This is a genomic window from Planotetraspora sp. GP83 (genome assembly GCF_041262585.1).
Lineage (GTDB): Bacteria > Actinomycetota > Actinomycetes > Streptosporangiales > Streptosporangiaceae > JAOEGB01.
Genome location: NZ_JBGCBZ010000006.1, coordinates 69,980 through 95,598 on the forward strand (window position 1 = coordinate 69,980; position 25,619 = coordinate 95,598).

Genomic DNA, 25,619 nt, shown 5'->3' on the forward strand with positions numbered 1-25,619 from the left:
GGCGGGCGTGCCTCCGGAGTGTGCCGCGATCTTCGGGGCATGTGCCATCACATGCGAAAAGACTCGAAGCTAGGCTGACTTCCCTATGGGGACGAACTACCGCGCCCTGGCGGCCGCGTTCATGACGACAGCCCTGATCGGCGTCACTACAGCGGGCTGCGGCGGGGCGCCCGCCGTGACGCGAGCCGTACCCGACGTGTCGCGAGCCGTACCGAGCGTGGAGAAGATCGCGAGCGGGCCCGTCGGAGGCGAGTTGCTCGGCGGGCGCGGGCTGATCGCCCCGGCCGGGATCAAGGAGCCTCCCAAGACGGAGGCGTCGGCTTTCGTCATCGCGGACGCCGACACGGGCGCCGTGCTCGCCGCGAAGGATCCGCACGGGCACTACATGCCCGCGAGCACGCTGAAGACGCTGACCGCCGTCACGCTCATCCCCAAGCTCGACAGGGACCGCACGATCAAGCCCAGCCAGTGGGCCTGCAACGAGGAGGGCAGCGCGGTCGGGCTCGTCCCCAAGCCGATCTACAAGATCGACGACCTCTGGCGGGCGCTGCTGATGGTTTCGGGCAACGACGCGGCCGACGCGCTGGCCGAGGCCAACGGGAGCCTGGAGAAGACGCTCGCCGACATGAACAAGGAGGCCCGCAGGCTCCAGGCGTACGACACGGTGGCCAAGACGCCCAACGGCCTCGACAAGCCGGGGCAGCAGAGCTCGGCCTACGATCTGGCGCTCATCGCGCGAGCCGGCCTGGCGCTCCCGGCCTTCCGGGAGTACGTCAGCACCAAGACCGCCAAGTTCCCCGCGCCCAAGGGCTACTACGAGATCGGCAACCACAACAAGCTGCTGTGGCGCTACAAGGGCATGATCGGCGTCAAGAACGGCTGGACGACGAAGGCGCTCGGCAGCTTCGTCGGCGCTGCCACCCGCGACGGTCACACGATCATCGTCGTGATCATGCATCACCAGGGCGGTTTCTGGGACGAGGTCGCCGGGCTGCTCGACTGGGGGTTCGCCGCGGACGGCAAGGCGGCCCCGATCGGAGAGCTCGTCAAACCGGTCCCCGAGGCGGCCCCATCGTCCTCCGCGATCGCCGTACGGCCCGGCTCCACTGTCGCGCGGACGCCCGCGGCGGCCGCCAAGCAGAGCGGCAGGGGCCCGCTCGTCGCGACGCTGGCCCTCGGCGCCGGCCTGCTCGCCGTTCTGCTCCTCGCCATGTACGGCATGCACCGGCGGAGGCGGCCTCGTCACTCCTGATCGGGCCTCGTCACTCCTGATCGGCGATGGCGTTCGACGGCACGGGAGTCGGCTCGGGAGGAGGGCCGAGCGTGGCCGTCGCGGTCCACGCCGCCGCGTAGAGGATCACCCGGGCGGACAGGTTGATCCACAGGAGCAGGCCAACGACCACGGCGAACGTGCCGTACACGGGATTGTGGAGGGTCCGTGCCAGGATCAGCGTGGCGAGCTGCTTGAGGACCCCGAAAGCGACCGCGCCCAGCAGGGCGCCCTTGAGGACCACCCGGAACGACTGCGCCGGCCTGCCCAGCCAGCCCAGGATGACGAGGAAGAGCAGCAGGTCGAACAGCAGACCGGCGAGGATCCCGGTGATCCAGACGAAGGATCCGGCGAGCCCCGACTGGCCCAGCCCGATCCATCCCGCCACCGTGCCGGTCGCCCCGGTCGCGAAGCCGCTCACGATCACTGAGGCGATCATGGTGATGCCCATGAGGACCAGCGCCACGAGGTCGCGGAGCTTGCCCAGGAAGTAGTTGAGCGGCGGCTCGCACGTCATCGAGATCTCGCGGAGCGCGCCGCGCAGGGCGTCCATCGAGCCGAGCCCCGCGTAGAGGAGACCGAGCAGACCGATGATCCCGGCACTCGCGCGGGCGCCCGCGAGCTGGTCGATGTGGAGCTGGTCGGCGAGCCCCGGAAGCTGCTCGTTGACGGCCTTGGTCAGCGTCACGAGCGCGTCCGGGCGGAATGTCACGACATAGCCGAAGATGGCGAACGCGAGGGCGATCAGGGGGAAGAACGACAGGAACGCGAAGTAGGTGATCGCCGCCGCGAGCCGTTCGCCCGACTGCACCTGGTACCGCTGGACCGTCTGGATGAGATGGTCGAACCAGGGAAACCGGATCCTCTCCCGCTCGACGAGGCTCCGGCCCCACGCCTTGATCGCGTCGATGCGCCGCATGACCGGCTCAAGCATGCCCACTCCCACGGCCGGACACTACCCTCCGGAGGCGGTCCGACGCCCCCACCGAGGTCGTGATCATGCAGAGATTCCTTGATCGCACTCCCACCTGGGACAACCGTAGTGCTGATCATGCAGAGAATCCCCGATCGCGCGCCCGACCTGCGACAATCCCCGTCGTGATCATGCACTGCCCCCTCAGAAACCGTGCATGATCACAAGTTGCATCGGCACAGGTCAACGGCGCCCGCGGGAATCTGCGCATGATCACGCCCGGGGTCAGAGCTGCCACCTGCCGTGGAAGGTGTGCATGATCACGCGCTTGGGGTGGGGGCTTTGAGCAGGTCATGGGGTGGGGATGAACCCGATCCGGTCGCGGACCTTGACCATCGTCTCCTGGGCGACCACGCGGGCGCGGGCGGCTCCGGCGGCGAGCAGCCGGTCCAGCTCGGCCTCGTTGGCGAGGAGCTTCTCCGTGCGCTCCCGGATCGGCGCGAACGCCTCCACGATGACCTCGGCGACCTCCTTCTTGAAGGCGCCGTAGCCCTGCCCGGCGAACCGCGCCTCCAGGTCGGGGACGGAGACGCCCGACAGCGCCGAGTGGATCCGCAGCAGGTTGGTGACGCCCGGCTTGTTCTCCTCGTCGGCGACCACCTCGGAGCCGGTGTCGGTGACGGCGCGCATGACCTTCTTGCGCAGCGAGGCCGGATCCTCCAGCACGTCGAGGATGCCCTGCGGGCTGGACGACGTCTTGGACATCTTCGCCGTCGGGTCCTGGAGGTCGCCGATCTTCTCGACCTCCTTGAGGATGTACGGGTTCGGCACCTTGAAGGTCTGGCCGTACCGGCTGTTGAACCGCTGGGCGAGGTCGCGGCTGAGCTCCAGGTGCTGCTTCTGGTCGACTCCCACGGGCACCTGGTCGGCCTGGTAGATCAGGATGTCGGCCGCCTGGAGGATCGGGTAGGTGAACAGGCCGACGCTGGCCGAGCTCTCGCCGTACTTGGCGGACTTGTCCTTGAACTGCGTCATCCGGCCCGCCTCGCCCATGCCGGTCTGGCAGATGAGGATCCAGGCCAGCTCGGAGTGCTCGCGGATGTGGCTCTGGGCGAAGACGGCCGCCTTCTCGGGGTCGAGCCCGGCGCCGAACAACTGCGCGGCGGCGACCCTCGAGCGGCGGCGCAACTCGTCGGCCTTGGGCGCGACGGTCAGCGCGTGCAGGTCGGCGATGAAGTAGAACGCCTCGTGGGTGTCCTGGAGCGCGACATACTGCCGCACCGCGCCGAGATAGTTGCCCAGGTGGAAGGAGTCGGCAGTGGGCTGGATGCCGGACAGAACACGAGGACGATCCATGACACGTAATTCTGTCAGGAACACGCGCGTGCCTGCGACAGGGTTACCCGTCCCCCTCGTTACCCGTCCCCCTCCGGCGCGTCGCCGTCTGCCTCCAGCGGAGGCGGAGCCGTACGGGTCACCCGGACACGGGAGATTCGGCGGCCGTCCATCTCGGTCACGGTGAGCTTGAGGCCGGGAGCCTCGGCGGCCTCGCCGGTCTCCGGGAGATGCCCGAGGTCGGCCATCACGTAGCCGCCGAGCGTCTCGTAGGGCCCGTCGGGAAGCCGGACACCCGTCTGCGCGGCGAACTCGTCGAGGTTGACCAGGCCCTCGATCTCCATGTCCCCGGCGACGAGGCGGACGGGCTGCCCCTCGTCGTCGTACTCGTCGCGTATGTCGCCGATGAGCTCCTCGACCAGGTCCTCCAGGGTCACGATGCCGTCGGTCCCGCCGTACTCGTCGACGACGATCGCGAGGTGGTGGCCCTCGTCGCGCATCTCCGCCAGCGTGGCGAGGACCCGCTTGCTCGCCGGCACGAGCTTGACCGGCCTGATCGGCACGAGCTCGCTGATCGGCTCGACGCGCCCGGTCAGGACCGGGTCCAGCAGGTCGCGGACGTGGACGAAGCCGACGATGTCGTCATACGACTCGCGATAGACCGGGAACCGGGAGTGCGGCATCGCCGCCGCGAGGACGGCCGCTTCGGCCAGCGGCGTGTCGGCCGCCATGAACTCGACCTCGGTACGCGGCAGCAGCACCTCCCTGAGCTGGCGTTTGCCCGCCGCGAAGACCTCCGCGATCACGTCGCGCTCGTCCTGGGTGAGCTCCTTGTGGCCCACGACCATGTCGCGCAGCTCGTCGGTGGTCATGGCGGCCCGGTCGGCCGACGGATTGCCGCCGAGCAGCCGGACGACGCCGTTGGTCGACTTCGACAGCGCCCAGATCACCGGCCTCGACAGCGTCGCGATACGGTCGAGCAGCGGCGCGACCAGGAGCGACAGGCCCTCCGCGCGCTGCCTCGCGAGCCTCTTGGGCGCGAGCTCGCCCAGCACCAGCGTCACGTAGGAGATGGCCAGCGTGACGACCACGAAGGCGGTCGGGGCGGCCACGCCGTCGTCGAGCCCCCAGCCGACGAGCAGCGGCTTGAGCCGCCCCGCGAGCGTGTCGGCGCCGAGCGCGGCCGAGAGCACGGTGGCCACGGTCACGCCGACCTGCACCGCCGACAGGAACCTGTTGGGGTCGCGCGCCAGCTTCTGCACCCGGGCGCCCCGGCGGCCGTGCCCGCTCAACCTGCGGATCTGGCTCTCCCGGAGGGAGACCATGGCCATCTCGGCGGCGGCGAAGAAACCGCAGATCAGGATGAATACCAGGACCAGGGTGATGGTCACCGCGACGTTGTCCACGTCCTCAGTCCGTTCACAGGGGTGTTGATCGTGTCAGCGTACTGCCTGCCGTTTACACGCTCCTCATGCGATGAGCGTAAGCTAGGCGCTAGTCGTACATAATCAAACAGATCTAAACAGGAGTAAACAGTGAAGCTGCTGGTTACTGGGGGCGCGGGGTACATCGGCAGCGTCGTGGCGGCCCAGCTCGTCGAGGAGGGGCACGACGTCACGGCGCTGGACGACCTGTCGACGGGACACGCCGACGCGGTCCCGAGCGGCGCGCGGTTCGTGGAGGGGTCGATCACCGAGGCCCGCGGCCTGCTGTCCGAGGGGTTCGACGGCGTGCTGCACTTCGCGGCGAAGTCGCTCGTGGGCGAGTCGGTCGAGAAGCCCGCGCTCTACTGGTCGCACAACCTCGGTGGCACGCTCGCCCTGCTCGACGCCATGCGAGAGACCGGCGTGAACCGGCTCGTGTTCTCCTCCACCGCGGCCACCTACGGAGAGCCCCCCCTCGACGGCACGCGGAGCAGGGCGATCCTGGAGACCGACCCCACCCGGCCGACCAACCCCTACGGCGCGTCCAAGCTGGCCGTCGACACCACGCTGACCGCCTTCGCGGGACTGTACGGCCTGGCCGCAGTCAGCCTGCGCTACTTCAACGTCGCCGGAGCGTACGGGCGGTTCCGCGAGCGCCACGCGGTCGAGACGCATCTGATCCCCAACATCCTCAAGGTCGCGCTCGGCGAGCGCGAGTCGGTGAGCGTGTTCGGCGACGACTACCCGACCGCCGACGGCACCTGTGTCCGCGACTACGTGCACGTCGCCGACCTCGCCCGCGCGCACCTGCTCGCCCTCGACGCCTGTACGGCGGGCACGCACGAGATCTTCAACCTCGGCAGCGGCACGGGCTTCTCGGTCAAGGAGGTCGTCGACGTGTGCCGCCAGGTCACCGGCCACGAGATCCCGACGGTCGCCGGCCCGCGCCGCCCCGGCGACCCGGCCGTGCTGGTGGCCTCGTCCGACAAGATCCAGCGGGAGCTCGGCTGGAAGCCCGGCCGCGCCTCCCTGGAGACCATCGTCGCCGACGCCTGGGCGGCGTGCCAGACCCCGGAATCCGGGCCCGCTGTGTGATGGGGGGCTAACCCCTGCGGAGGGCGACGCGCATGCGGGCGCTGTTGTTGGCGGGGCGGCGGTCGCCGAAGCGCTGGGAGTAGACGGTGGCCATCGTGCCCACGGTGTGCAAGGCCCGTGACGGCACGCGGAACACGAGCCGCAGCAGGCCCCTCGATCCCGACCGGATCGGGGGGAGCGCGCAGCCGACGAAGGACAGCCCCCCGCGGCACCGGGCTCCCGACGCCGACAGGAACCGGGCCTCGCGGGGCTGGAAGAAGACGTAGGCGTCCCGCACCACCCGGGGGCCCCGGTTGCGCACCTCGGCCCGGACGGCGAACCAGTGCCCCGGCCGCGTGAACCTGGTCGCCGACTCGAACCGCACGGCCAGGTCGGCCCCGTCGTCCACCCTCGTCACGGCCTCCGCCGTGTTGTCGGTCTCGTCGCCGTCCACCACTTCGGACGACAGGGTGGCCTCCGCGCGGAGCGGCCCGTGGGCTCCGGGCCGGATCACGCCGGTGATGGTCATGCCGCCCGAGCGGCCTGCCATGACGTCCTTCGACGAGCGGCAGACCACCTCGTTGAACCCGCGCCCCGGCCCGCACTCGGCGACGTCCACGTTGACGATCTGGAAGTCCCGCGGCATCTGGACCCGCAGGACGGGGAGCACCGCGTCCCCCGGCCCGTCGTTGTGCACGTTGACGTGGTAGGTCAGCGGCTGGCCCGGCTGGGCGACCTTGGGCGTGGCCGAGATCCCGACCTTGAGGTCCGCCGTTCCCCATTGGTCCGTCCCGAGCGCCGGTTGCGGCGCTCCGGCGACGAACACGCAGACCAAACCCGTGACGACCCTACGACCCATGCGGCTCCCCCGAACGCTTGAGATCAATTCAACCGTGCCGGGAAGGCCGGGTATCCGTCCGACACGCTGCTAGAGACGCGACCTAGACCTCGGCGAGCACCTGCTGCGGCATCGGACGGCCGAGCCGTACGGCGCCGCCGGGCAGCAGGGCGAGCGCGAGGAGCGCGACGAGCGCGCCCGTGACGCCGAGCCACGGGATGACGGTCGCGGTCGCCGCGGCGTGCGCCGCCTGCGGGCCGTGGAGGGGGACCTCCCGGGTCATGACGGAGGTGTAGGCCGTGCCCGCCACGGCCAGCGCGACCGAGCCGCCGATCTGGCGGAAGAACGTGAGGTTGGCGCTCGCGGTGCCGATGAACTGCGGCGGGACGGCCGACTGGATCGCCACCGTGAGCCCGGACAGCATGGGCCCCACGCCGAGGCCGATCAGGACCATCCACGCGGCGAGCGTGAGCGTCCCGGTGTTCACGGCCAGGTTCGCGCAGAGCAGGGTGCCCGCCACGAGGAAGGCCGGCGCGGTCACCAGCCAGGGCTTGTAGCGGCCGGTCCTGGAGATCAGCGCGCCGGTCACCGCGCTGCCGACGACCATGGCGAGCATCAGTGGGTAGATGTGCAGGCCGGACGAGGTGGCGCTGAGGCCGTGGGCCTCCTGGAAGTAGCGGGGCAGGAAGACCACTCCCGCGTACATGCAGAACGCGGTGAAGAACGAGGTCACGTTGACCAGCGTGTACGTCCGGTTGGCGAACAGGTGCAGGGGGACGATCGGCTGACCGGCCCGCTGCTCGACGGCCACGAAGCCGATCAGCGCCAGGAGCGCTCCCCCGATGGGGCCGATGACGGGGGCGCTCGTCCAGGTGTGGCCGTCGATGCCCTTCTCGGTCAGGCCGACGAGCAGCGCGCTGATGGCCGCGCCGAAGACCGCGATGCCGAGGTAGTCGGGGCGCGCCCCGCCGCCGTGGCCAGGCAGGTACGGCAGCCGGAGCCAGATGATCGCGATCAGCACGACGCCGATGGGCACGTTGACGTAGAACGCCCAGCGCCAGCTCGCGTGGTCGGTGAACAGGCCGCCGAGGAACGGCCCCGCGAGGTAGCTGAGGGCCATCACGCCGCCGAGCGCGCCCTGCACGCGACCGCTGCGCTGCGGCGGGAACAGGTCGATGACCAGTGCCAGCGACAGGGGCAGCAGCGCGCCGGCGCCGAGGCCCTGAAGCCCCCGGAAGGCGATGAGCTGGCCCATGTCCTGCGCGACCCCGCACAGGATCGACCCCACGAGGAAGATCCCCACGCCGATCAGGAGGAGCGGCTTGCGGCCGTACGCGTCGGACAGCCTGCCGTACAGCGGGACCGTGACGGTGGAGGTCAGCAGATAGGCGGTGACCACCCAGGTGTAGAGCCCGGTGCCGCCCAGCTCGGAGGTGATCCGGGGCAGCGCCGTGCCCACGATCGTCTGGTCCAGCATCGCGAGGAACATCCCGCCCAGCACGGCGAAGAGGAGGATCCCGTTCTTCTGCTTCATGGGTCGAAAGTGACATGTAAGAGATGACATGTCAAGGGTTAGCTATAGTGAAGGCATGTCCCTGCGGATCGCCCTCCTCGGCCTGCTCACCGCCTCCGGCCCGGCGAGCGGATATGACCTGGCCAAGACGTTCGAGACCTCGGTCGCGCACGTCTGGCAGGCAGGGCACAGCCAGATCTATCCCGAGCTCGCCAAGATGGCGGCGGACGGGCTGGTGGCCGTCGAGGCCGAGGGACCGCGCGGGCGGAAGATCTACACCATCACCGCCGAGGGCAGCCAGGAGCTGCGGCGCTGGATGCTCGACCACAGCCCCTCCGCGACGTACCGCAGTGAGGAGTCGCTCCAGGCCTTCCTCATGCCGCTGCTCGACCCGCGCGAGGCGATAGAGCTGCTCCAGCGGATGAAGGTCCATTACGAGACCAAGCTGGCTCAAATGGAGGAACTGCGCCGGAACCACCCCGCCATGCGGCGGAAGGGCGAAGGCTGGGGCCATTTCGGCGTGTACGCCCTGGACCTCGGCATCCGCCGCGTCCGAGCCACCCTCGAGTGGGCCGTCGACTCCATCGCCGACATCGAGCGCCGGCTCTGAGCTGCCCTTTTCGATACTCCTAGCGGCAGGGGAGCATGACCGGGATGTCGCGTTCGGGATGGAAGTCAACGCGCGAGAAGTGGCTTTCGAGCAGCTTCTTCATGGTCCCGTCGTCGTACATCCGGGAGATGGCGGACCTGACGGCCTCGCAGGTGCGGGCGTCCTTCCTGGGCAGCCCGACGGAGTAGCGCTGGTCGGTCAGGTCGAGCCCGAGCACCGCCAGTTCGAGGCTCGTCTCGCGGTTGGCGAACCCGGCCAGGATCAGGTCGTCACCGGGAATGGCGTCGACCTTGCCCGCCAGAAGTTTGTTCATGCACTCGGAGTAGTTGTTCACGGGAACCGGGGTCACTCTCACCTTCGCCTGCACGATCCTGAAGGAATCGCTGCCCAGCGGCGCGCACACGAGGTGGCCGGTCAGGTCGTCGAGCTTCCGGATGGGCGAGTCCTTGACCACGAGCACGTCGGTGTGGGCGACGTAGTACGGCCCGGCGAAGGTGACATCGTCCCGCTTGTTGTCGTCGTAGGCGTAGGTCGCGAAGACCAGGTCGACGTCGCCGTTCGCGAGCGCTCTGGCCCGGTCGCCTTTGGCGACCCTGCGGAACGTGATCCCCGTGTCGGGAACCTGGAGGCTGTTCGCCACATACTTGGCGACGTCCACGTCGAATCCGCTGAACTGTCCCGACTGCAGGAGGCCGACGCCGGGCAGGTCGCCCTTCACTCCGATGGTGAGCCGATGCGTCCGCGCCGCCTTGTCCGCCACGGAGCCGAAGGTGGGCGAAGGGCCGGGTGTTTTCGACGGCTGGCGGGTGGACACGCTCGCCTCGCTGGTGTCCGTGGGATCGCCCGCTCCCCCACGTCCGGCGCCCATCTGGCTGAACGCCACGGCTCCGCCGGCCGCCACCACGGCGACGGCGGCCGTGATCACGGCGAGCCGGCGGCCCCTTCCCGATTTGGCGGCCGGGGGCGAGGAACGGGTCTCCGGCGGAGGACCCGTGGGGTCGGCGGAATCGGTCGTGCCGGCGGGACTCCCAGGGCGATCGGGAGTGCGCGTCGCGCTGTCGGGATTGGCGGCGTGGGCGCCCTCGGACAGCACGATCGTGGAGGCGTCGCCCGACCCCGGACGGCCGAGCAGCCGCAGCAGGATCTGGTCGGCGGTGGGCCGCGCCGCGGCGGACTTGCTGAGACACGACCGGACGACGCCGCGCAGCGGCTCCGGCAGCATGCCGACGTCGATGTCGTGGTTGAGGATCCGGTTCAGCACGACCGCGATCGAGTCTCCGCCGAAGACGGCCTTGCCGGTCGCGGCGTACGCGATCGTCGAACCCCAGGCGAACACGTCGGCCGGCGGGCCCACGGTGTCGCCGGAGATCTGCTCGGGAGCCATGTAGGCGGGTGTGCCGATCGCCCGGCTCGTGATCGTGCCGGTCGAGTCGACGATGCGGGCGATGCCGAAGTCGACCACCCGCGGTCCGTCGGCGGCGATCAGCACGTTGTCGGGCTTGAAGTCGCGGTGGACGATCCCGGCGTGGTGGATCGCGGTCAGCGCGGTGGCCGTGCCGACCGCCAGCCGTTCCAGCGCCGCGCCCTTGAGCGGCCCGGACGCTTCCACGGTGTCGCGCAGAGAGTCGCCCTGGATGTACTCGCTCGCGATGTACGGAGTGTCGCCCTCGAGGTCGGCGGCGATGACCCTGGCGGTGCAGAAGCTCGCGACCCGCTGGGCGGCCCGCAACTCCCTGGCGAAGCGTGACCTGGCGACGGCGTCGCCGCTGAACTTGACGTGCAGCAACTTCACGGCGGCCGGCTCGCCGGCCTCGTTCCGCCCCAGGTAGACCACGCCCTGGCCGCCCTCACCGATCCGGCCGGACAGCACGAACGGACCGAGCTGGGCGGGATCACCCGGCCCGAGCGGCACGATCTGCGGCATCCAACGATCCCCACGGTTTGGCAAAGTACTGACCAGCAGAACTTTACGGCCCTGCCGTACTCCTGCCTGACAGGCGATACCACGCCGTGATCTCCGGATTCGCACACACCAAAAGGGCCGCCCGGAGGCGGCCCGTTCGGGGTGACGCTGTTCGCTCGGGGTCTCCCCAGGCTGAAGGTTTCCTCAGGGTCAGAGAGCCATCTTCTTCTTGAGGTTCTCGTCCAGCGCGGCGAGGAAGTCCTGCGTGGTCAGCCACTCGGCGTCGCCGCCGACGAGAAGCGCCAGGTCCTTGGTCATCTGGCCGCCCTCGACGGTCTCGACGCAGACCTGCTCCAGCTTCTCGGCGAAGTCGATCACCTCGGGCTGGTTGTCGAGCTTGCCGCGGTGCTGCAGGCCACGGGTCCAGGCGAAGATCGAGGCGATCGGGTTCGTGGAGGTCGGCTTGCCCTGCTGGTGCTGGCGGAAGTGCCGGGTCACCGTGCCGTGGGCGGCCTCGGCCTCGACGGTCCGGCCGTCCGGCGTCATGAGCACGCTGGTCATCAGGCCGAGCGAGCCGAAGCCCTGGGCGACCGTGTCGGACTGGACGTCGCCGTCGTAGTTCTTGCACGCCCAGACGTAGCCGCCCTCCCACTTGAGGGACGCGGCGACCATGTCGTCGATCAGGCGGTGCTCGTAGGTGATGCCGGCGGCCTCGAAGTCGGCCTTGAACTCGGACTCGAAGACCTCGGCGAAGATGTCCTTGAAGCGGCCGTCGTAGGCCTTGAGGATCGTGTTCTTCGTCGACAAGTAGACCGGGTAGCCGCGGTTCAGGCCGTACCGCATCGAGGCACGGGCGAAGTCGCGGATCGACTCGTCGAGGTTGTACATCGCGAGCGCGACACCCGCGCCGGGGAAGTCGAAGACGTTGAGCTCGATCGGCTCGCTGCCGTCCTTCGGCGTGAAGGTGAGGGTCAGCGTGCCCTCGCCCGGGATCTTCAGGTCGGTCGCGCGGTACTGGTCGCCGAAGGCGTGACGGCCGACGACGATCGGCTTCGTCCAGCCGGGCACGAGCCGCGGGACGTTCGACATGATGATCGGCTCACGGAAGATCACACCGCCGAGGATGTTGCGGATCGTCCCGTTCGGGGACTTCCACATGTGCTTCAGGCCGAACTCCTCGACCCGGGCCTCGTCAGGCGTGATCGTGGCACACTTGACGCCGACGCCGTACTGCTTGATCGCGTTCGCGGCGTCGATCGTGACCTGGTCGTCCGTGGCGTCGCGGTGCTCGATGCCGAGGTCGTAGTACTTCAGGTCGACGTCGAGGTAGGGCAGGATCAACTGGTCCTTGATGAACTGCCAGATGATCCGGGTCATCTCGTCGCCGTCAAGCTCGACGACCGGACCCGCTACCTTGATCTTGGGCATGCGTGGGGTTCCCCTTCTGAACTAACTTGGCCAGACAGTCCTTTTTGAGGCTCACTGGCCGTGAGGCTATCGGACGGGCGTGTTGCGCCCGTGGCTAGGTGTTGTGCAGGCGCAGCAGCAGGCTGAGCGAGCCGAGCACCAGGGCGGCGCCGAGGGTGGCCAGGATGACCACGTCCGCCTTCCGGCTCCGGATCGCGAGCGGGCCGGCCCGCTCGTCGGAGACGATCAGCCGGATGGCCGATCCCAGGATGAAGGCGCCCCCGACGATCACGCCCCCGGCCCAGGGGGGCGCTCCGAAGACGACCGCGCCCAGCCCGGCGCCCGCACCCGCCACCACCAGCAGGTACGGTCCCCAGGCCGTGCCGGTGCCGCTCGCCTTCACATCCTCACTCGCCCTGGCTGCTCACCGCTCGTCAATCGGGATCCACTTCTGGTCGCGCTCGCCGATGTACTCGCTGTCCGGCCGGATCAGGCGGTTGTCGGCGTGCTGTTCGATCACGTGAGCGGTCCACCCCGACATCCTGCTCACCGAGAACACCGGCGTGAACAGGTCGGTCGGGATGCCGAGGTAGTGGTAGACGGTCGCCGCGTAGAAGTCCACGTTCGGGTACAGGCCCTTCTCCGCGAAGACGACCTCCTCCATCTCCCGGGACATCCGGTAGAACGTGTCGTCGCCCGACGCCTCGCCGAGCTCCTGCGACATCCGCCGCAGGTGGGTCGCCCGCGGGTCCTCGGTCTTGTAGACCCGATGCCCGAAGCCCATGATCTTCTCGCCCTTGGCCAGCTTGTCCCGTACGGCCTGCGCGACCCCGCTCGGGTCCAGCGATTCCAGAGTACGCATGACCTGCTCGTTGGCGCCGCCGTGAAGGGGGCCCTTCAGCGTGCCGATGGCGGCGACGATGGCCGAGTGCATGTCCGACAGCGTGGCGGCGCAGACCCGGGCGGCGAACGTGGACGCGTTCATCGTGTGGTCGGCGTGCAGGACGAGGCAGGCGTCGAAGATCTCCACCTCGCGCGGCGACGGCTGCCGTCCGGTGATCTGGAGCAGGAAGTTCGCGGCGATGCTCAGCTCGGGGTCGGGATCGGGAACGGTCCCACCCGTTCGGGCCGCGTGATACCTGGCGACCAGGATCGGCTGCTGCGCGGTCAGGCGCGCGGCCTTGCGGCGGTTCGCGTCCGCGGCGTTGGAGTCCTTGTCCGGATCCTCCGCCCCGCTGAGAGAGACGAGCGTGCGCAGAGCCTCCATGGGCCCCTGCTTCTCGGCGATCTCGGGGATGTTGCTTTCGACGAGAGCGCCCAGGCTACGGCCTCTGACGAGCTCGGCTCCGTAGTCGGCAAGCTGCTCACGGGTCGGCAGCGAGCCGTGCTGGAGCAGGTGCGCGGTCTCCTCGAAGGTGGTGCGGCCGGCCAGGTCGTGGATGTCGTAGCCACGATAGAAGAGCCGACCGGCCCTGCCGTCGATGTCGCTGAGCGCTGTGGACGCGGCGACGACATCGGCGAGGCCTTTGGTGGGCTTGTCCGCCATAAGTGTTTCCTCCGCTTATCTTCGCCCGAAGTCTACCCGTGAGCAGGTAAACCGCTCTCCAAAGGTCCAGACCAATTTCAAGAAGGATTCTCCTTATGGCAAAGGAGATTCCAGATCGCCACGTCTGGGTAAGCCGGAGCTGTAGCGAAAGTAACGGCGGGCTACCTGGGGAGGAACTGCCGTGGAGGGGCCGTTCATTCGGATCGAGGACAGCGGCGAGGTAGTGCCGTTGCGCCCTGAGATCACCACGATCGGCCGAGGGCGAGGCGTGGACATCCGGCTGACAGATCCGAGCGTGTCACGGCTGCACGCCGAATTCGTCCGGCGCGGGCCCTACCTGTACGTCGTTGACCTGGGCCTGTCCCGCAACGGCACCCGGGTGAACGGCAGGCCGATCGCCAGGAGGGTGCTCGACGACGGCGACGTCGTCTCCTTCGGCGCCGCCCGGGCCCGGGTCGGCGGCATCCCCCGCGAGGACTTCGCCCCTGAGGTGGAGCTGCGCCGGGCCGCCGCCCCCGAGCTGACCCGCCGCGAGGTCGACGTGCTGACCTCGCTGTGCCGGCCGGCCCTGTCCGACGAGGCGTTCGTCGCCCCGGCGACGGCCCGTGAGATCGCCGACGACCTCGTCGTGACCGAGGCCGCGGTCAAGCAGCACCTGCTGCGGCTCTACCAGAAGTTCCGCATCCCCGAGGGGACGAACCGGCGGACCCGGCTGGCCAACGAGGTCGTGGCGCTGGGGCTGGTGCGGCCGACCCCGGTGGTGCCGCCGCAGCGGGCCACGGGACCGGCCGAGGCGGAGCCCCAGCGGGCCCCGGCCAGCCGCCGCGCGTCCTAGCCTTGGCGGCCGACGGACGGGTGACCGTCGGTCTCCGACACGGCACCACCGGACGGCCCGAGCACCTCTACCGCCGTCCCGCCTCGCCGTCGCGGTAGGCCCCTTCGCAGGCCCCTCAGCCAGGCCCCCGGTCTCGGCGGGCCGATCGTCAGGAACGCCTCCGCCTGGAGCGCCGAGACGCCGATGCGCGGCAGGTCACGAGCCGTCGGGTACACCAGGAACCGCGGCTCCCAGAACGGGCGGAACTTGGCGTTGAACTTGTACAGCGACTCGATCTGGAACCAGCGGGACAGGAACACGAGGATCCCGCGCCAGGCCCGCAGCACCGGCCCGGCGCCCAGGCGCTCCCCTCTGGCCAGGGCCGAGCGGAACATGGCGAAGTTGAGGGACACCCTGGTCACGGCCAGTCGCGGCGCGGCCTGCAGGGCCTTGACGATCAGCAGCTCGTTCAGCCCGGGGTCGGCCTCGCGGTCGCGGCGCATCAGGTCGAGCGAGATGCCGTCCGGGCCCCACGGCACGAAGTGCAGGACCGCCCGGATGTCCCCGCCCGGCGTCGCCGTACCCTCCTGCGCCGTATTCTCCTGAGCCGTACCCTCCTGAGCCGGGTCCTTGTGGGCGGTTACGACGATGCAGCCGGCGTCGGCGGGGTCGCCGAAGCGGCCGAGCGCCATGGAGAAGCCGCGCTCGGTCTCGGTGCCGCGCCAGAAGTCGGCGGCGTTGCGGATCCGCTCGCGCTCCACCTCCGTGAGATCGCCCACCCGCCGCACCTGGCAGGTGTAGCCGAGCCGTTCCGTACGGTTGACCATCTGGCGGACGTTGCGCATGGCCCGGCCCTCAAGGGTGAAGTCGGCGACCTCGACGATGGCCTCGTCACCCAGCTCCAGGGCGGACAGGTCGCCCTCCCGGGTCCACACCTCGCCGCCGGTCTCGCTGCATCCGATGACCGCCGGGACCCAGGCGTGCCGCCTCGCCTCCTCCAGGAAGCGCCTGATCGCCCCCGGCCAGGCCTCGACGTCTCCGATCGGGTCGCCGCTGGCGAGCATCACCCCCGCGACCACCCGGTAGGCGATGGCGGCCTTCCCCGAAGGGGAGAAGATCACGCTCTTGTCCCGCCTCAGCGCGAAGTAGCCGAGGGAGTCCTGCCTGCCGTACCGGTCGAGCAGGGCGCGGAGGCGCCGGTCGTCGTCGGGGGTGAGCGCCGCGGCGGGCCGCTCCGGCCGGAGCGCCAGGTAGAGCGTGGTGACGGCGGTCAGCGCGCCGAGCCCCGCGAGCGAGTAGTAGACCAGGTCGCCGGTGCGCTCCGAGGCGTACTGGATCGGCCCCTCCAGCCCGAACAGGCCGAGAAGCACGTGCTGGAGCTGGTCGCTCAGGCCCGGCCGGCCGATCGCCATCCGCAAATGCGTGACGACGAGAAGCCATCCGATCACAATGTCGAAAGCGCCGAGGACGAGGAAGTTCCACAGCGCCCGCCAGCGTGATCGCGGATCGGAAAGGGCGTAGAACTCCCGCCTGTTGACCAGGAGAACGACGAACAGCACCACACTGATTGAGGCCGCGATCGAATGCCGCCACCGCAGCGCCTCGACGACGGCACCGAGCGGCAGAAGCACGATCACCGCACGCCAGGCCCGCACCTTCCGCCGCCGCAGGGCATGCGCGAGCATGATCAACAGGATGCCGACCAGCAGCATGGCCGCCTCGGCCAGCGTGGTGACGCTACCCGGGAGAACGCTGGCGATCTCACTGATCCTGCTCGCCCGGAAATGCGGGACAACGCCTTTGATGATGTCCAGAATGCCGATTACGAGCGCGGTGGAACCTGCCGCCGCCGGCACCCAGGAACGCGAGACCACGCCTCGCCGAATACGTGTCCGACCACTCACGGAAGCACACACTAAATGGTGAAATCCGGTCTGGAAGCCTCCGTTCGGATCCTTAACCCTGCCCTTACCTCGGCGGAGTAACTTTGCTTGGGCCGGCCGCAGGGGGGACGGCAGGGGGAGGCCGGGATGGGACTAACGGCTACGAAGGTCCAGTTGCTGTTCGTCGTGCTCGCCGTCGCCGGCCTGGTGGCGACCGTGTGGGTGTGGCCACGGCTGAGCAGCCGGACCTGGCCGTCGGTGGCGGGCCGGGTCGGCGTGCTCGCGCTCAACCAGATCCTCATCCTGGTGGCGCTCGCCTTGGTGACCAACGCCTACTTCGGCTTCTACGGCTCCTGGGGCGACCTCTTCGGCACGGACGACTCCACGGCTCCCATCCTGCCGCTCGGCGCGGGGGCGGTCGTCGGCCAGCCGGGTCTCGTGCGCGTGATCGGGAGCCGTCCGGTGCTCGTTCCCAAGGCGAAGGAGGGTCGCTCCGGCGGCAGGCTGGAACAGGTCGTCATATCCGGGCCTCAATCCCGCCTCAGCACCCCCGCGTACGTCTACCTGCCGCCGCAGTATTTCGAGAAGAAGTTCGCCACCACGCGCTTCCCCGCCATCGTGGCGCTGACCGGATATCCCGGAGACGCCAGAAACCTGATCACGAGGCTGAACTTCCCCGGCCTCGTGGCCAAGTCGATCCTGGCGAAGCAGATCAATCCCACGGTGCTCGTGCTCATGCGGCCGACCATCGCGCCGCCGCGGGACACCGAGTGCGTGGACGTGCCCGGCGGCCCCCAGGTGGAGACGTTCCTCGCCAAGGACGTGCCGCACGCGATGGCCGGCGCCTTCCGCGTCGGCACCGACGCCGGGAGCTGGGGCGTCATCGGCGGCTCCACGGGCGGCTACTGCGCGCTCAAGCTGAGCATGCGCCACCCGGACGCGTTCTCGGCCGCCGTGTCGCTCTCCGGCTACTTCCACGCGCTGACCGACGTCACGACCGGAGATCTTTTCGGCGGCAGCCGGCAGTTGCGGGACGAGAACGACCTGATGTGGCGGCTGGCGCACCTCCCCGCCCCGCCGGTCTCCGTACTCGTCACGAGCAGCAAGCGCGGGGAGAGCGACTACAGGACGACCGAGCAGTTCCTCAAGGCGGTCAAGACCCCCATGCAGGCGGCATCGCTCATCCTGCCGAGCGGCGGGCACAACTTCGCCACCTGGAACCGGGAGCTTCCCGAAGCGCTGCCGTGGCTCGCGCAGCAGCTACACGCGCCCGCGCAGCCCCAGACGAGGCTTACCGCCGCTCAGCGGCCTCGACCACGTTCGTCAGCAGCATCGCTCGCGTCATCGGCCCGACACCGCCGGGGTTCGGGGCGACGAACCCGGCCACGTCCCTGACGTCAGGCGCCACGTCGCCGGCGATCTTGCCGTCGACGCGGGACACGCCGACGTCGAGCACGGCCGCGCCGTGCTTCACCATGTCGGCCGTGATCAGCCCCGGCACTCCGGCGGCGGCCACGACGATGTCGGCGTTCCGGACGTGGGACGCCAGGTCGTGGGTGCCCGTGTGGCAGAGGGTCACTGTGGCGTTTTCCGTGCGGCGGGTCAGCAGGAGACCCAGCGGGCGGCCCACCGTGATCCCCCGGCCGATCACGACCGCCTCGGCGCCCTTGGTCGGCACGCCGTACTCCTGAAGCAGGACCACGATGCCGCGCGGCGTGCACGGCAGCGGGGCGTCGACCATGTGAACGAGCCGGCCCAGGTTGACCGGGTGCAGGCCGTCGGCGTCCTTCCCCGGGTCCATCCGCTCGATCAGGGACTGGGTGTCCAGGTGGCGGGGCAGCGGAAGCTGGATGATGTAGCCGGTGCAGGCGGGATCGGCGTTGAGCTCGTCGATCGCGGCCTCCACCTCGGCCTGGCTCGCCGTGGCCGGAAGGTCCCTGCGGATCGACGCGATGCCGACCTCCGCGCAGTCGCGGTGCTTGCCCGCGACGTAGATCTGGCTTCCCGGGTCGTCACCGACCAGGATCGTGCCGAGACCCGGGGTGATCCCCCGCTCCGCCAGCGCCGCCACCCGTCCCGCCAGATCGGCCTTGATCTTCGCGGCGGTGGCCTTGCCATCCAGAATCTGCGCGCTCATGGCTCCCCATCCTTCCATGTGTTGCCAGTGCCACTTTCGCGACGCTCGGTTTGCTGGCTGCCGCCTTCGTACGGCTGCCGCCGGACGACCCCGGGCGGCAGCCGTACAGGACAGGGTCAGTGGAAGAAGTGCCGGGTGCCGGTGAAGTAGAGCGTGATGCCCGCCTCCTCGGCGGCCGCGATGACGTCCTCGTCGCGGATGGAACCGCCGGGCTCCACGATCGCCTTGACCCCCGCCTCCGCCAGGACCTGGAGACCGTCGGGGAACGGGAAGAACGCGTCCGACGCGCCCGCCGATCCGGCCGCGCGGTCGCCGGCCCGGCTGACCGCGAGACGCGCGGAGTCGACCCGGTTGACCTGGCCCATCCCGACGCCCACGGTCGCACCGCCGGAGGCCAGCAGGATGGCGTTCGACTTAACCGAACGGCAGGCCTTCCAGGCGAACGCCAGGTCGGCCAGCACCTCGGGCGACGCCGCCGTGCCGGTCTTGAGCTCCCACGTCGCCGGGTCGTCGCCGGGTGCGTCCACCCGGTCGACGGTCTGGACCAGCAGGCCGCCGTCGATCCGGCGGAACTCGGCGGCGCCCGCCGGGCCCTCCGGGCAGGCGAGCAGCCGGATGTTCTTCTTCTCCCGCAGCACGGCCAGCGCCTCGGGGTCGAACGAGGGCGCCACGACGACCTCGGTGAAGATCGGGGCGATCTGCTCGGCCAGTTCCCGGGTGACCTCCCGGTTGACCGCGATCACGCCGCCGTAGGCCGACACCGGGTCGCACTCGTGCGCCTTGCGGTGGGCCTCGGTCACGTCGGCGCCGACGCCGATGCCGCAGGGGTTCGCGTGCTTGATGATCGCCACGCAGGGCTCGGCGAAGTCCCAGGCCGCCCGCCACGCGGCGTCGGCGTCCACGTAGTTGTTGTAGGACATCTCCTTGCCGTGCAGCTGTTCGGCGTTGGCCAGGCCACCGGTCTGGCCGGTGTAGAGCGCGGCCCGCTGGTGCGGGTTCTCGCCGTAGCGCAGCGCCGCCTTGCGCTCCCAGGTGGCGCCCATGAACTCCGGCCACTCCGCACCCTGGGAGGCGTAGACGCTGGCGAACCACGAGGCGACCGCGACGTCGTAGGAGGCGGTGTGCGCGTAGGCGACCGCGGCGAGCCGCCGCCGCTCGGTCAGCATGAATCCGCCCTCGGCGACCGCGGCGAGCACCTGCCCGTACGCCGACGGGTCGACGACCACGGCCACGGTGCTGTGGTTCTTCGCGGCGGCGCGGATCATCGCCGGGCCCCCGATGTCGATCTGCTCGACGCACTCGGCGTCGGACGCGCCCGAGGCGACCGTCTCAGCGAACGGGTAGAGGTTCACCACCGCGAGTTGGAAGGGCTCGATCTCCAGCTCTTCGAGCTGCTTGACATGCGAGGGGTTCTCCCCGTCGGCGAGCAGGCCGGCGTGGACGCGCGGGTGCAGAGTCTTGACCCGGCCGTCCAGGCACTCCGGGAAGCCGGTCAGCGACTCCACCTTGGTCACCGGCACGCCGAAGGACGCGATCTTGGCGGCCGTGCCACCGGTCGAGACGATCTCCACGCCCGCGGCCTCGAGCCCCCGGGCCAGCTCCTCCAGCCCCGTCTTGTCGTATACCGCGATCAGCGCGCGCCGGATGGCGATGCGGGTCACTTCGTGGTCCTCCCTTGTCGCTGGGACTCCTTGCCGTCGAGGCCGCCTGTCCGGCTGCCTTCGCGGCTGGCTTTGTGCTGCCCGAGGCGGACTTCCCGGCCGGTCACCGTCCACCCCTCGCGGGCCATGCGGCCGACGACCTCGACGAGCAGCCCGCGCTCGACGGTCTTGATCCGCTCGTGGAGCGACTCCTCGTCATCGTCGTCCGCGACGTCGACCGCCTGCTGGGCGATCACCGGGCCGGTGTCGACGCCCGAGTCGACCAGATGGACCGTGCAGCCGGTGACCCGCACGCCGTACGCCAGCGCGTCCCGGACGGCGTGCGCCCCCGGGAAGGACGGCAGCAGCGCCGGATGGGTGTTGACCACGGGAAACGCCCCGAGGACGCGGGGGCCGAGGATCTTCATGAACCCCGCGGAGACCACGAGGTCGGGCCGGTGCCCGGCGATGCGCGCCGCGAGGGCCTCATCCCACTCGTCGCGGCCGGCGTAGTCGCCGACCCGCACGACGAACGTCGGGACCCCGGCCCGCTCCGCTCGGGCCAGCCCCTCGATCCCGTCGCGGTCGGCGCCGACGGCCACAACCCTGGCGCCGAACGCCTCGCTGGTCGTGGCATCCAGAAGGGCTTGTAAGTTGGTCCCCGAACCGGAGACGAGGACCACGAGCCGGAAGGACAGGGCGGAACTCCTTCGTGAGCGGGCTGCGTTTCACAGGTGATTATCGAGAGATGATTGCTTGGACGCGAACAGCGACGCAGGTAAAAGGGTATCGGGCGCCGGCCACTATGACCCACGCCGGTCCAGCCCGGCGGAGCGAGGCGAGGAGATCGTGACAACACCCCTCCAGATGTCGGCCCCCGAGACGGGAGGCCGCAGGGCACTCACCCTCGCCATCATGGCGCTGCTCTTCACGCTCATGCTGCCCGCGGCAGGGCTGGCGCTGTCCGTTTTCGGGATCATCATCGCGATCCGTGACCTGCGTTCCCTGAAGCGGGGGCGGCAGAGGGCCGGGATGGCCACGGGCGCGCTCGTGATCTCGTCCATCGCCTTCCTGCTGGGCGCCGGGACGACCGCCGTCCAGCTCTACTTCTCCGCCGAGATCTCCGCCCTCGCCGAGTGCAGGAAGGGCGCGGGGACGGTCGCGGCCCAGCATGAGTGCTCTGACCAGTTCAAAGCGGCCTTCGAGCAGAAGACCCACTTCACCTGGCCGTCGAACCTCCCCGCTCCGTCCTGATTTAACACTCCCCTAGTCGCGGTCCCAGGCGTACGGGTCGACGTAGATGACGTGCCCGCCGCGGTCGTCGGACTCGTCCACGATGTCGGTGCGCGGACGGCCGGGACCGCTGGGGCGGCTCGGACGGCCGGGCCGCTTCGACCGGATGTCGTCGAACGTCTCGGCGGTGGCGGCGGCATGCTCGTCCGTCCAGTCGTCCTTGATCACCGGAATGGGCTGAGTGTCGGCCTCGGTCGCGTCCAGCCAGTGGCCGGGGAGGACGCGGGCGTTCTTGTCCGCCGCGCGAACCCGGCTCGCCGCCTTGGCGATCACCGCTCCCGCCTTCCGCACGGGCTCGGGAGGCGCGACGGGCCGCCGGGAGATCAGCCACAGGTTGGCGATCCCGGCGGAGATGCCCGCCGCGACGCCGACCTCCAGCGTCACCGAGAGCGCCACCTCCCAGGGGGACGGCCCCACCGCGGACAGCCTGGCACCACCCAGCGGGCCGCCGGAGAGGGCGGCCAGCACGCCCGCCGTGGCGCCCGAGCACACCCCGCACGCGAACCCCCACAGCGGCGCGGCCTCGATCGTCGGCGTCGGCGCGATGCGCACCACCACGACGCCCGCTATCGCCCCCGCCACGAACGGCACGGCGATCACCGCCATGACCCAGGTCGGCGACGTGCCCGACATCGGCAGGGCCCCCAGGAGGGGCAGCGTGGGCACCGCGCTCAGCTTCACGCCGGTCGGCGCGACCAGCGTCCCGGCGCCGATGGCGAACCCGGGCCCCGCGATGTACGACAGGCCCCAGATGACCGCGTTGAGCAGGTAGAGCCCCTCCAGCAGCAGGAGCAGCAGCCCGCCGACGAACCCCGGGCTGAGGACGTCGGACAGCCTCTGGACCTCGCCGAAGTTCACCACGATCGCCCCGAGCACCAGCAGCATCCCGGCGGCGAGCAGCACCGACACCGCGACAGCCGTACCGGCGACGACCGAGCGGGGACGCTCGGGGAGCAGACGGAGCATCGACCGCCAAGGGCCGATCGTGCGGGCGGTTGCCACCGAGCCCGCCAGGAAGGCCAGCACCAGATGGCTGACGAGCGCCTCTCCGAGGAACGGCTGCGTGACCTCGTTGCGGGCGACGAGCGAGATCACCCCGGCGAGCAGCGCGTACGGCGCGGCCAGCGAGATCCCCGCCTGGGCGACCAGCAGGAGCTGTGCGCGGCGGCGGGCGTTCTCCACGTCGCGGGGCGTGCCCTTCGGCAGCCTGGCCGGCATGCGCAGCCGGAGGTCGGCGTCGCGCGCCATCCACAGGCCGGCCCGGTAGAGCAGCGTGCCCGGCAGGATCATCAGCCCGAGGGGCAAAAGGCCGACGCGCCCTCCGGGGATCGCGAACCCGGCGTGGTGGGCGGCGAGCCAGAGCTGGCATGCCGTACGGAACACGCCGGGGAGGCCCGCGCCGAAGGCGCTGCGCGGCGCGGCGATCCACCCGACGAGCGTCAAGGTGGTGAGGACCGCGAGGCCGGCGCCGAGGGTGCAGACGGCGGCCAGCATGCCGGAGACGGGGAGGGGACGGCGGGTCTCCTCGTCGTCGCCGAAGGGGAAACGGCTGAGGACGGCACGAGGGGCGGTCCGAAGCTGGTCGAGAAAAGCCGTCACGCTACCCCATGCTCCCAGCCCGAGCCGCTGTTTCCACGCAGCCACGCCGCCGCGCCCCATCTGTACGCACGTGATCACCCCCCAACCCCGCGCGTGATCATGCACAGGTTCCCGGGGTGCGCCATTGAGCAGGCAAACCCTCGTGCGTGATCATGCACGGATTCCCGCTCATCGGCGATGACCTGGGCATATAACGCTCGTGACCTTGCACCTCCGAAGAAGTGCAAGGTCACGAATTACGAACGCGCAGGTCAACCTACCCGAACGGGAACCCGCGCATGATCACGAACGGGGGTGCGACCGGCCGGGCGCCATGCGCGGGAACCCGTGCATGATCACCACGTGATCACCACAAGGAGCTAGGCGAGGGAGCGCATGATCTCGCCCATCAGACGGGCGGTCTCGCTGGGAGTCTTGCCGACGCGGACGCCGACCTTCTCCAGGGCCTCCTTCTTGGCCTGGGCCGTGCCGGCCGAGCCGGACACGATGGCGCCCGCGTGGCCCATGGTCTTGCCCTCCGGAGCGGTGAAGCCCGCCACGTAGGCCACGACCGGCTTGGTCACGTGCTCCTCGATGTACGCCGCGGCCCGCTCCTCGGCGTCGCCGCCGATCTCACCGATCATCACGATCGCGTCGGTGCCCGGGTCGTCCTGGAACGCCTGGAGCGCGTCGATGTGCGTCGTGCCGATGACAGGGTCTCCGCCGATGCCGACGGCCGTGGAGAAGCCGAAGTCCCGCAGCTCGTACATGAGCTGGTAGGTCAGCGTGCCCGACTTCGAGACCAGGCCGATGCGGCCCGGGGTCGTGATGTCCGCCGGGATGATGCCCGCGTTGGACGCGCCCGGAGAGGCGATGCCCGGACAGTTCGGCCCGATGATGCGGGTCTTGTGACCCTTGGACACGGCGTAGGCCCAGAACTCGGTGGTGTCGTGGATCGGAACGCCCTCGGTGATCACCACGCAGAGCGGGATCTCGGCGTCGATGGCCTCCTTGACCGCGTCCTTGGTGAACGCCGGAGGCACGAAGACGACGGACACGTCCGCGCCGGTCTTCTCGATGGCCTCGGCGACGGTCCCGAAGACGGGCAGCCCCTCGTGGACGGTGCCGGCCTTGCGGGCGTTGACACCGCCGACGACCTTGGCGCCGGAGGCCAGCATGCGGCGGGTGTGCTTGGTGCCCTCCGCGCCGGTCATGCCCTGAACGATGATCTTGCTGCTGTCAGTGAGCCAGATAGCCATTACGCACCTACCGCGGCGAGCTCGGCGGCGCGCTTGGCCGCATCGTCCATAGTGTCCACCAGCTCGACGCGCGGCAGCGCGGCGTCGGCGAGAATCTGCCGCCCGAGAGCGGCGTTGTTACCGTCCAGCCGTACGACCAGCGGGTGGGTCACCGTTTCGCCCCGGCTCTCCAGCAGCTGGAACGCCGAGACGATGCCGTTGGCGACGGCGTCGCAGGCGGTGATGCCGCCGAAGACGTTCACGAACACCGACTTGACCGACGGGTCGGAGAGGATGATCTCCAGGCCGTTGGCCATGACCTCGGCCGAGGCGCCGCCGCCGATGTCGAGGAAGTTGGCCGGCTTGGGCTGGCCGGGGTATTCCTCGCCCGCGTAGGCCACGACGTCCAGCGTGGACATGACCAGGCCCGCGCCGTTGCCGATGATGCCGACCGTGCCGTCGAGCTTGACGTAGTTGAGGTGCTTCTCCTTGGCCTTCGCCTCAAGCGGGTCCTCGGCGGCCTTGTCTACGTACGCCGAGTGCTCGGCCTGGCGGAAGTTCGCGTTCTCGTCGAGGGTGACCTTGCCGTCAAGGGCCTTCACCTGACCGTCGGCGGACAGGATCATTGGGTTGACCTCGACGAGCGAGGCGTCCTCGTCGACGAAGACGGCCCAGAGCTTCTCGATGAGCTCGGCGGCGCCCTCCAGCGACTGCGGCGGCAGGCCACCGGCCACGGCGATCTCGCGGGCCTTGTCGCGGTGAACCCCCGTGATGGGGCTGACCGGAATCTTGGCGACCTTCTCCGGCGCGGTGTGCGCGACCTCTTCGATGTCCATTCCGCCGGCCGCCGAGCAGATGGCGAGGAAGGTCCGGTTGGCGCGGTCGAGGAGGAAGGAGAAGTAGTACTCCTCGGCGATCTGGCTGGCCTCCTCGATCAGGACCTTGTGGACCGTGTGGCCCTTGATGTCCATGCCGAGGATCTGCGCCGCCTTCTGGTAGGCGTCGGCGGCGTCGTCCGCGACCTTCACGCCGCCGGCCTTGCCTCGCCCGCCGGTCTTGACTTGGGCCTTGACGACAACCCGGCCGGTCAGCTGCTCCGCAGCCGCGCGCGCCTCCTCGGCGGTGTGCGCGACGATGCCGCGCGGCACCGGGATGCCGTACTCCGCGAAGAGCTCCTTCGCCTGATGTTCGAACAGGTCCACG

The 25,619-nt window shown here is 69.9% G+C and carries 22 protein-coding genes; 6 read left to right on the forward strand and 16 right to left on the reverse strand.

Translation table 11 applies throughout. From position 1 onward, the window contains the following. The first annotated feature begins 85 nt into the window (after positions 1-85). Entirely contained in the window at positions 86-1,252 is a 1,167-nt protein-coding gene (locus tag ABH927_RS10570; RefSeq protein WP_370020345.1) for a D-alanyl-D-alanine carboxypeptidase family protein, read from the forward strand. A 10-nt stretch (positions 1,253-1,262) separates the two neighbouring features. On the opposite strand, the gene ABH927_RS10575 is transcribed toward ABH927_RS10570, so the two are convergent. From ABH927_RS10575 to ABH927_RS10585, 3 genes are all read right to left on the reverse strand, one after another. Further along, a complete protein-coding gene (locus tag ABH927_RS10575; protein ID WP_370020347.1) occupies positions 1,263-2,204 on the reverse strand; it encodes a YihY/virulence factor BrkB family protein in 942 nt (313 codons plus the stop codon). Positions 2,205-2,534: 330 nt separating this feature from the next. Beyond that, positions 2,535-3,539, reverse strand: coding sequence for a tryptophan--tRNA ligase (gene trpS / locus ABH927_RS10580; RefSeq protein WP_370020349.1), 1,005 nt, complete (start codon positions 3,537-3,539; stop codon positions 2,535-2,537). Between the two features lie 59 nt (positions 3,540-3,598). Continuing rightward, positions 3,599-4,924, reverse strand: a complete 1,326-nt coding sequence (locus ABH927_RS10585; RefSeq protein WP_370020351.1) for a hemolysin family protein — start codon at positions 4,922-4,924, stop codon at positions 3,599-3,601. Between the two features lie 129 nt (positions 4,925-5,053). On the opposite strand from ABH927_RS10585, the gene galE reads away from it, so the two are divergent. Then, positions 5,054-6,037, forward strand: coding sequence for a UDP-glucose 4-epimerase GalE (galE, locus tag ABH927_RS10590; RefSeq protein WP_370020353.1), 984 nt, complete (start codon positions 5,054-5,056; stop codon positions 6,035-6,037). Between the two features lie 7 nt (positions 6,038-6,044). Here galE and ABH927_RS10595 read toward each other — a convergent pair whose 3' ends face one another. Both ABH927_RS10595 and ABH927_RS10600 read right to left on the reverse strand, forming a co-directional pair. Beyond that, positions 6,045-6,875 (reverse strand): hypothetical protein, encoded by an 831-nt coding sequence (locus ABH927_RS10595; RefSeq protein WP_370020355.1) that lies wholly within the window; start codon positions 6,873-6,875, stop codon positions 6,045-6,047. 82 nt (positions 6,876-6,957) lie between these two features. Further along, positions 6,958-8,388, reverse strand: coding sequence for an MDR family MFS transporter (locus ABH927_RS10600; RefSeq protein ID WP_370020357.1), 1,431 nt, complete (start codon positions 8,386-8,388; stop codon positions 6,958-6,960). 55 nt (positions 8,389-8,443) lie between these two features. On the opposite strand from ABH927_RS10600, the gene ABH927_RS10605 reads away from it, so the two are divergent. Beyond that, a complete protein-coding gene (locus ABH927_RS10605; protein ID WP_370020359.1) occupies positions 8,444-8,977 on the forward strand; it encodes a PadR family transcriptional regulator in 534 nt (177 codons plus the stop codon). A gap of 19 nt (positions 8,978-8,996) precedes the next feature. Here ABH927_RS10605 and ABH927_RS10610 read toward each other — a convergent pair whose 3' ends face one another. The 4 genes from ABH927_RS10610 to ABH927_RS10625 all read right to left on the reverse strand — a co-directional run bounded on the left by ABH927_RS10610 (position 8,997) and on the right by ABH927_RS10625 (position 13,833). Next, positions 8,997-10,901 carry a protein kinase domain-containing protein gene (locus ABH927_RS10610; protein ID WP_370020361.1) on the reverse strand — a complete coding sequence of 635 codons (1,905 nt, stop codon included), beginning with the start codon at positions 10,899-10,901 and terminating at the stop codon, positions 8,997-8,999. 189 nt (positions 10,902-11,090) lie between these two features. Beyond that, positions 11,091-12,308, reverse strand: coding sequence for an NADP-dependent isocitrate dehydrogenase (locus ABH927_RS10615; protein ID WP_261581254.1), 1,218 nt, complete (start codon positions 12,306-12,308; stop codon positions 11,091-11,093). Between the two features lie 94 nt (positions 12,309-12,402). After that, a complete protein-coding gene (locus tag ABH927_RS10620) occupies positions 12,403-12,690 on the reverse strand; it encodes a DUF3017 domain-containing protein (protein WP_370020363.1) in 288 nt (95 codons plus the stop codon). A 21-nt stretch (positions 12,691-12,711) separates the two neighbouring features. Next, on the reverse strand, positions 12,712-13,833 hold the full coding sequence (locus ABH927_RS10625; RefSeq protein ID WP_370020365.1) for a citrate/2-methylcitrate synthase: 1,122 nt from the start codon (positions 13,831-13,833) through the stop codon (positions 12,712-12,714). A 181-nt stretch (positions 13,834-14,014) separates the two neighbouring features. On the opposite strand from ABH927_RS10625, the gene ABH927_RS10630 reads away from it, so the two are divergent. Further along, complete coding sequence (locus tag ABH927_RS10630) at positions 14,015-14,668, forward strand: FHA domain-containing protein (RefSeq protein ID WP_261581251.1); 654 nt, start codon at positions 14,015-14,017, stop codon at positions 14,666-14,668. Here the strand turns inward: ABH927_RS10630 and ABH927_RS10635 are convergent. Beyond that, positions 14,665-16,521, reverse strand: coding sequence for a phosphatidylglycerol lysyltransferase domain-containing protein (locus ABH927_RS10635; protein WP_370020368.1), 1,857 nt, complete (start codon positions 16,519-16,521; stop codon positions 14,665-14,667). The two genes, ABH927_RS10630 and ABH927_RS10635, sit on opposite strands and share 4 nt — an antisense overlap. A 156-nt stretch (positions 16,522-16,677) precedes the next feature. On the opposite strand from ABH927_RS10635, the gene ABH927_RS10640 reads away from it, so the two are divergent. Then, positions 16,678-17,925, forward strand: coding sequence for an alpha/beta hydrolase (locus ABH927_RS10640; RefSeq protein ID WP_370020369.1), 1,248 nt, complete (start codon positions 16,678-16,680; stop codon positions 17,923-17,925). Here ABH927_RS10640 and ABH927_RS10645 read toward each other — a convergent pair. The 3 genes from ABH927_RS10645 to purN all read right to left on the reverse strand — a co-directional run bounded on the left by ABH927_RS10645 (position 17,822) and on the right by purN (position 21,005). Then, a complete protein-coding gene (locus ABH927_RS10645; RefSeq protein ID WP_370020371.1) occupies positions 17,822-18,667 on the reverse strand; it encodes a bifunctional methylenetetrahydrofolate dehydrogenase/methenyltetrahydrofolate cyclohydrolase in 846 nt (281 codons plus the stop codon). The two genes, ABH927_RS10640 and ABH927_RS10645, sit on opposite strands and share 104 nt — an antisense overlap. Positions 18,668-18,783: 116 nt before the next feature. Next, positions 18,784-20,328, reverse strand: a complete 1,545-nt coding sequence (gene purH / locus ABH927_RS10650; protein WP_370020373.1) for a bifunctional phosphoribosylaminoimidazolecarboxamide formyltransferase/IMP cyclohydrolase — start codon at positions 20,326-20,328, stop codon at positions 18,784-18,786. Further along, positions 20,325-21,005, reverse strand: a complete 681-nt coding sequence (purN, locus tag ABH927_RS10655; protein ID WP_370020806.1) for a phosphoribosylglycinamide formyltransferase — start codon at positions 21,003-21,005, stop codon at positions 20,325-20,327. The genes purH and purN overlap by 4 nt, the downstream gene beginning before the upstream one ends. A 151-nt stretch (positions 21,006-21,156) precedes the next feature. Here purN and ABH927_RS10660 point away from each other — a divergent pair, with 151 nt between their 5' ends. Beyond that, on the forward strand, positions 21,157-21,561 hold the full coding sequence (locus ABH927_RS10660) for a hypothetical protein (RefSeq protein WP_370020375.1): 405 nt from the start codon (positions 21,157-21,159) through the stop codon (positions 21,559-21,561). 12 nt (positions 21,562-21,573) lie between these two features. Here the strand turns inward: ABH927_RS10660 and ABH927_RS10665 are convergent, their stop codons facing one another. The 3 genes from ABH927_RS10665 to sucC form a co-directional block, all read right to left on the reverse strand. After that, the gene (locus tag ABH927_RS10665; RefSeq protein ID WP_370020377.1) at positions 21,574-23,199 is read right to left on the reverse strand and encodes a DUF6350 family protein; all 1,626 of its coding nucleotides are present in this window, start codon (positions 23,197-23,199) and stop codon (positions 21,574-21,576) included. 359 nt (positions 23,200-23,558) lie between these two features. Beyond that, entirely contained in the window at positions 23,559-24,437 is an 879-nt protein-coding gene (sucD, locus tag ABH927_RS10670) for a succinate--CoA ligase subunit alpha (RefSeq protein WP_370020379.1), read from the reverse strand. Continuing rightward, the gene (gene sucC, locus ABH927_RS10675) at positions 24,437-25,618 is read right to left on the reverse strand and encodes an ADP-forming succinate--CoA ligase subunit beta (protein WP_370020381.1); all 1,182 of its coding nucleotides are present in this window, start codon (positions 25,616-25,618) and stop codon (positions 24,437-24,439) included. Before sucC ends, sucD begins: the two co-directional genes overlap by 1 nt. Between the last annotated feature and the right edge of the window lies 1 nt (position 25,619).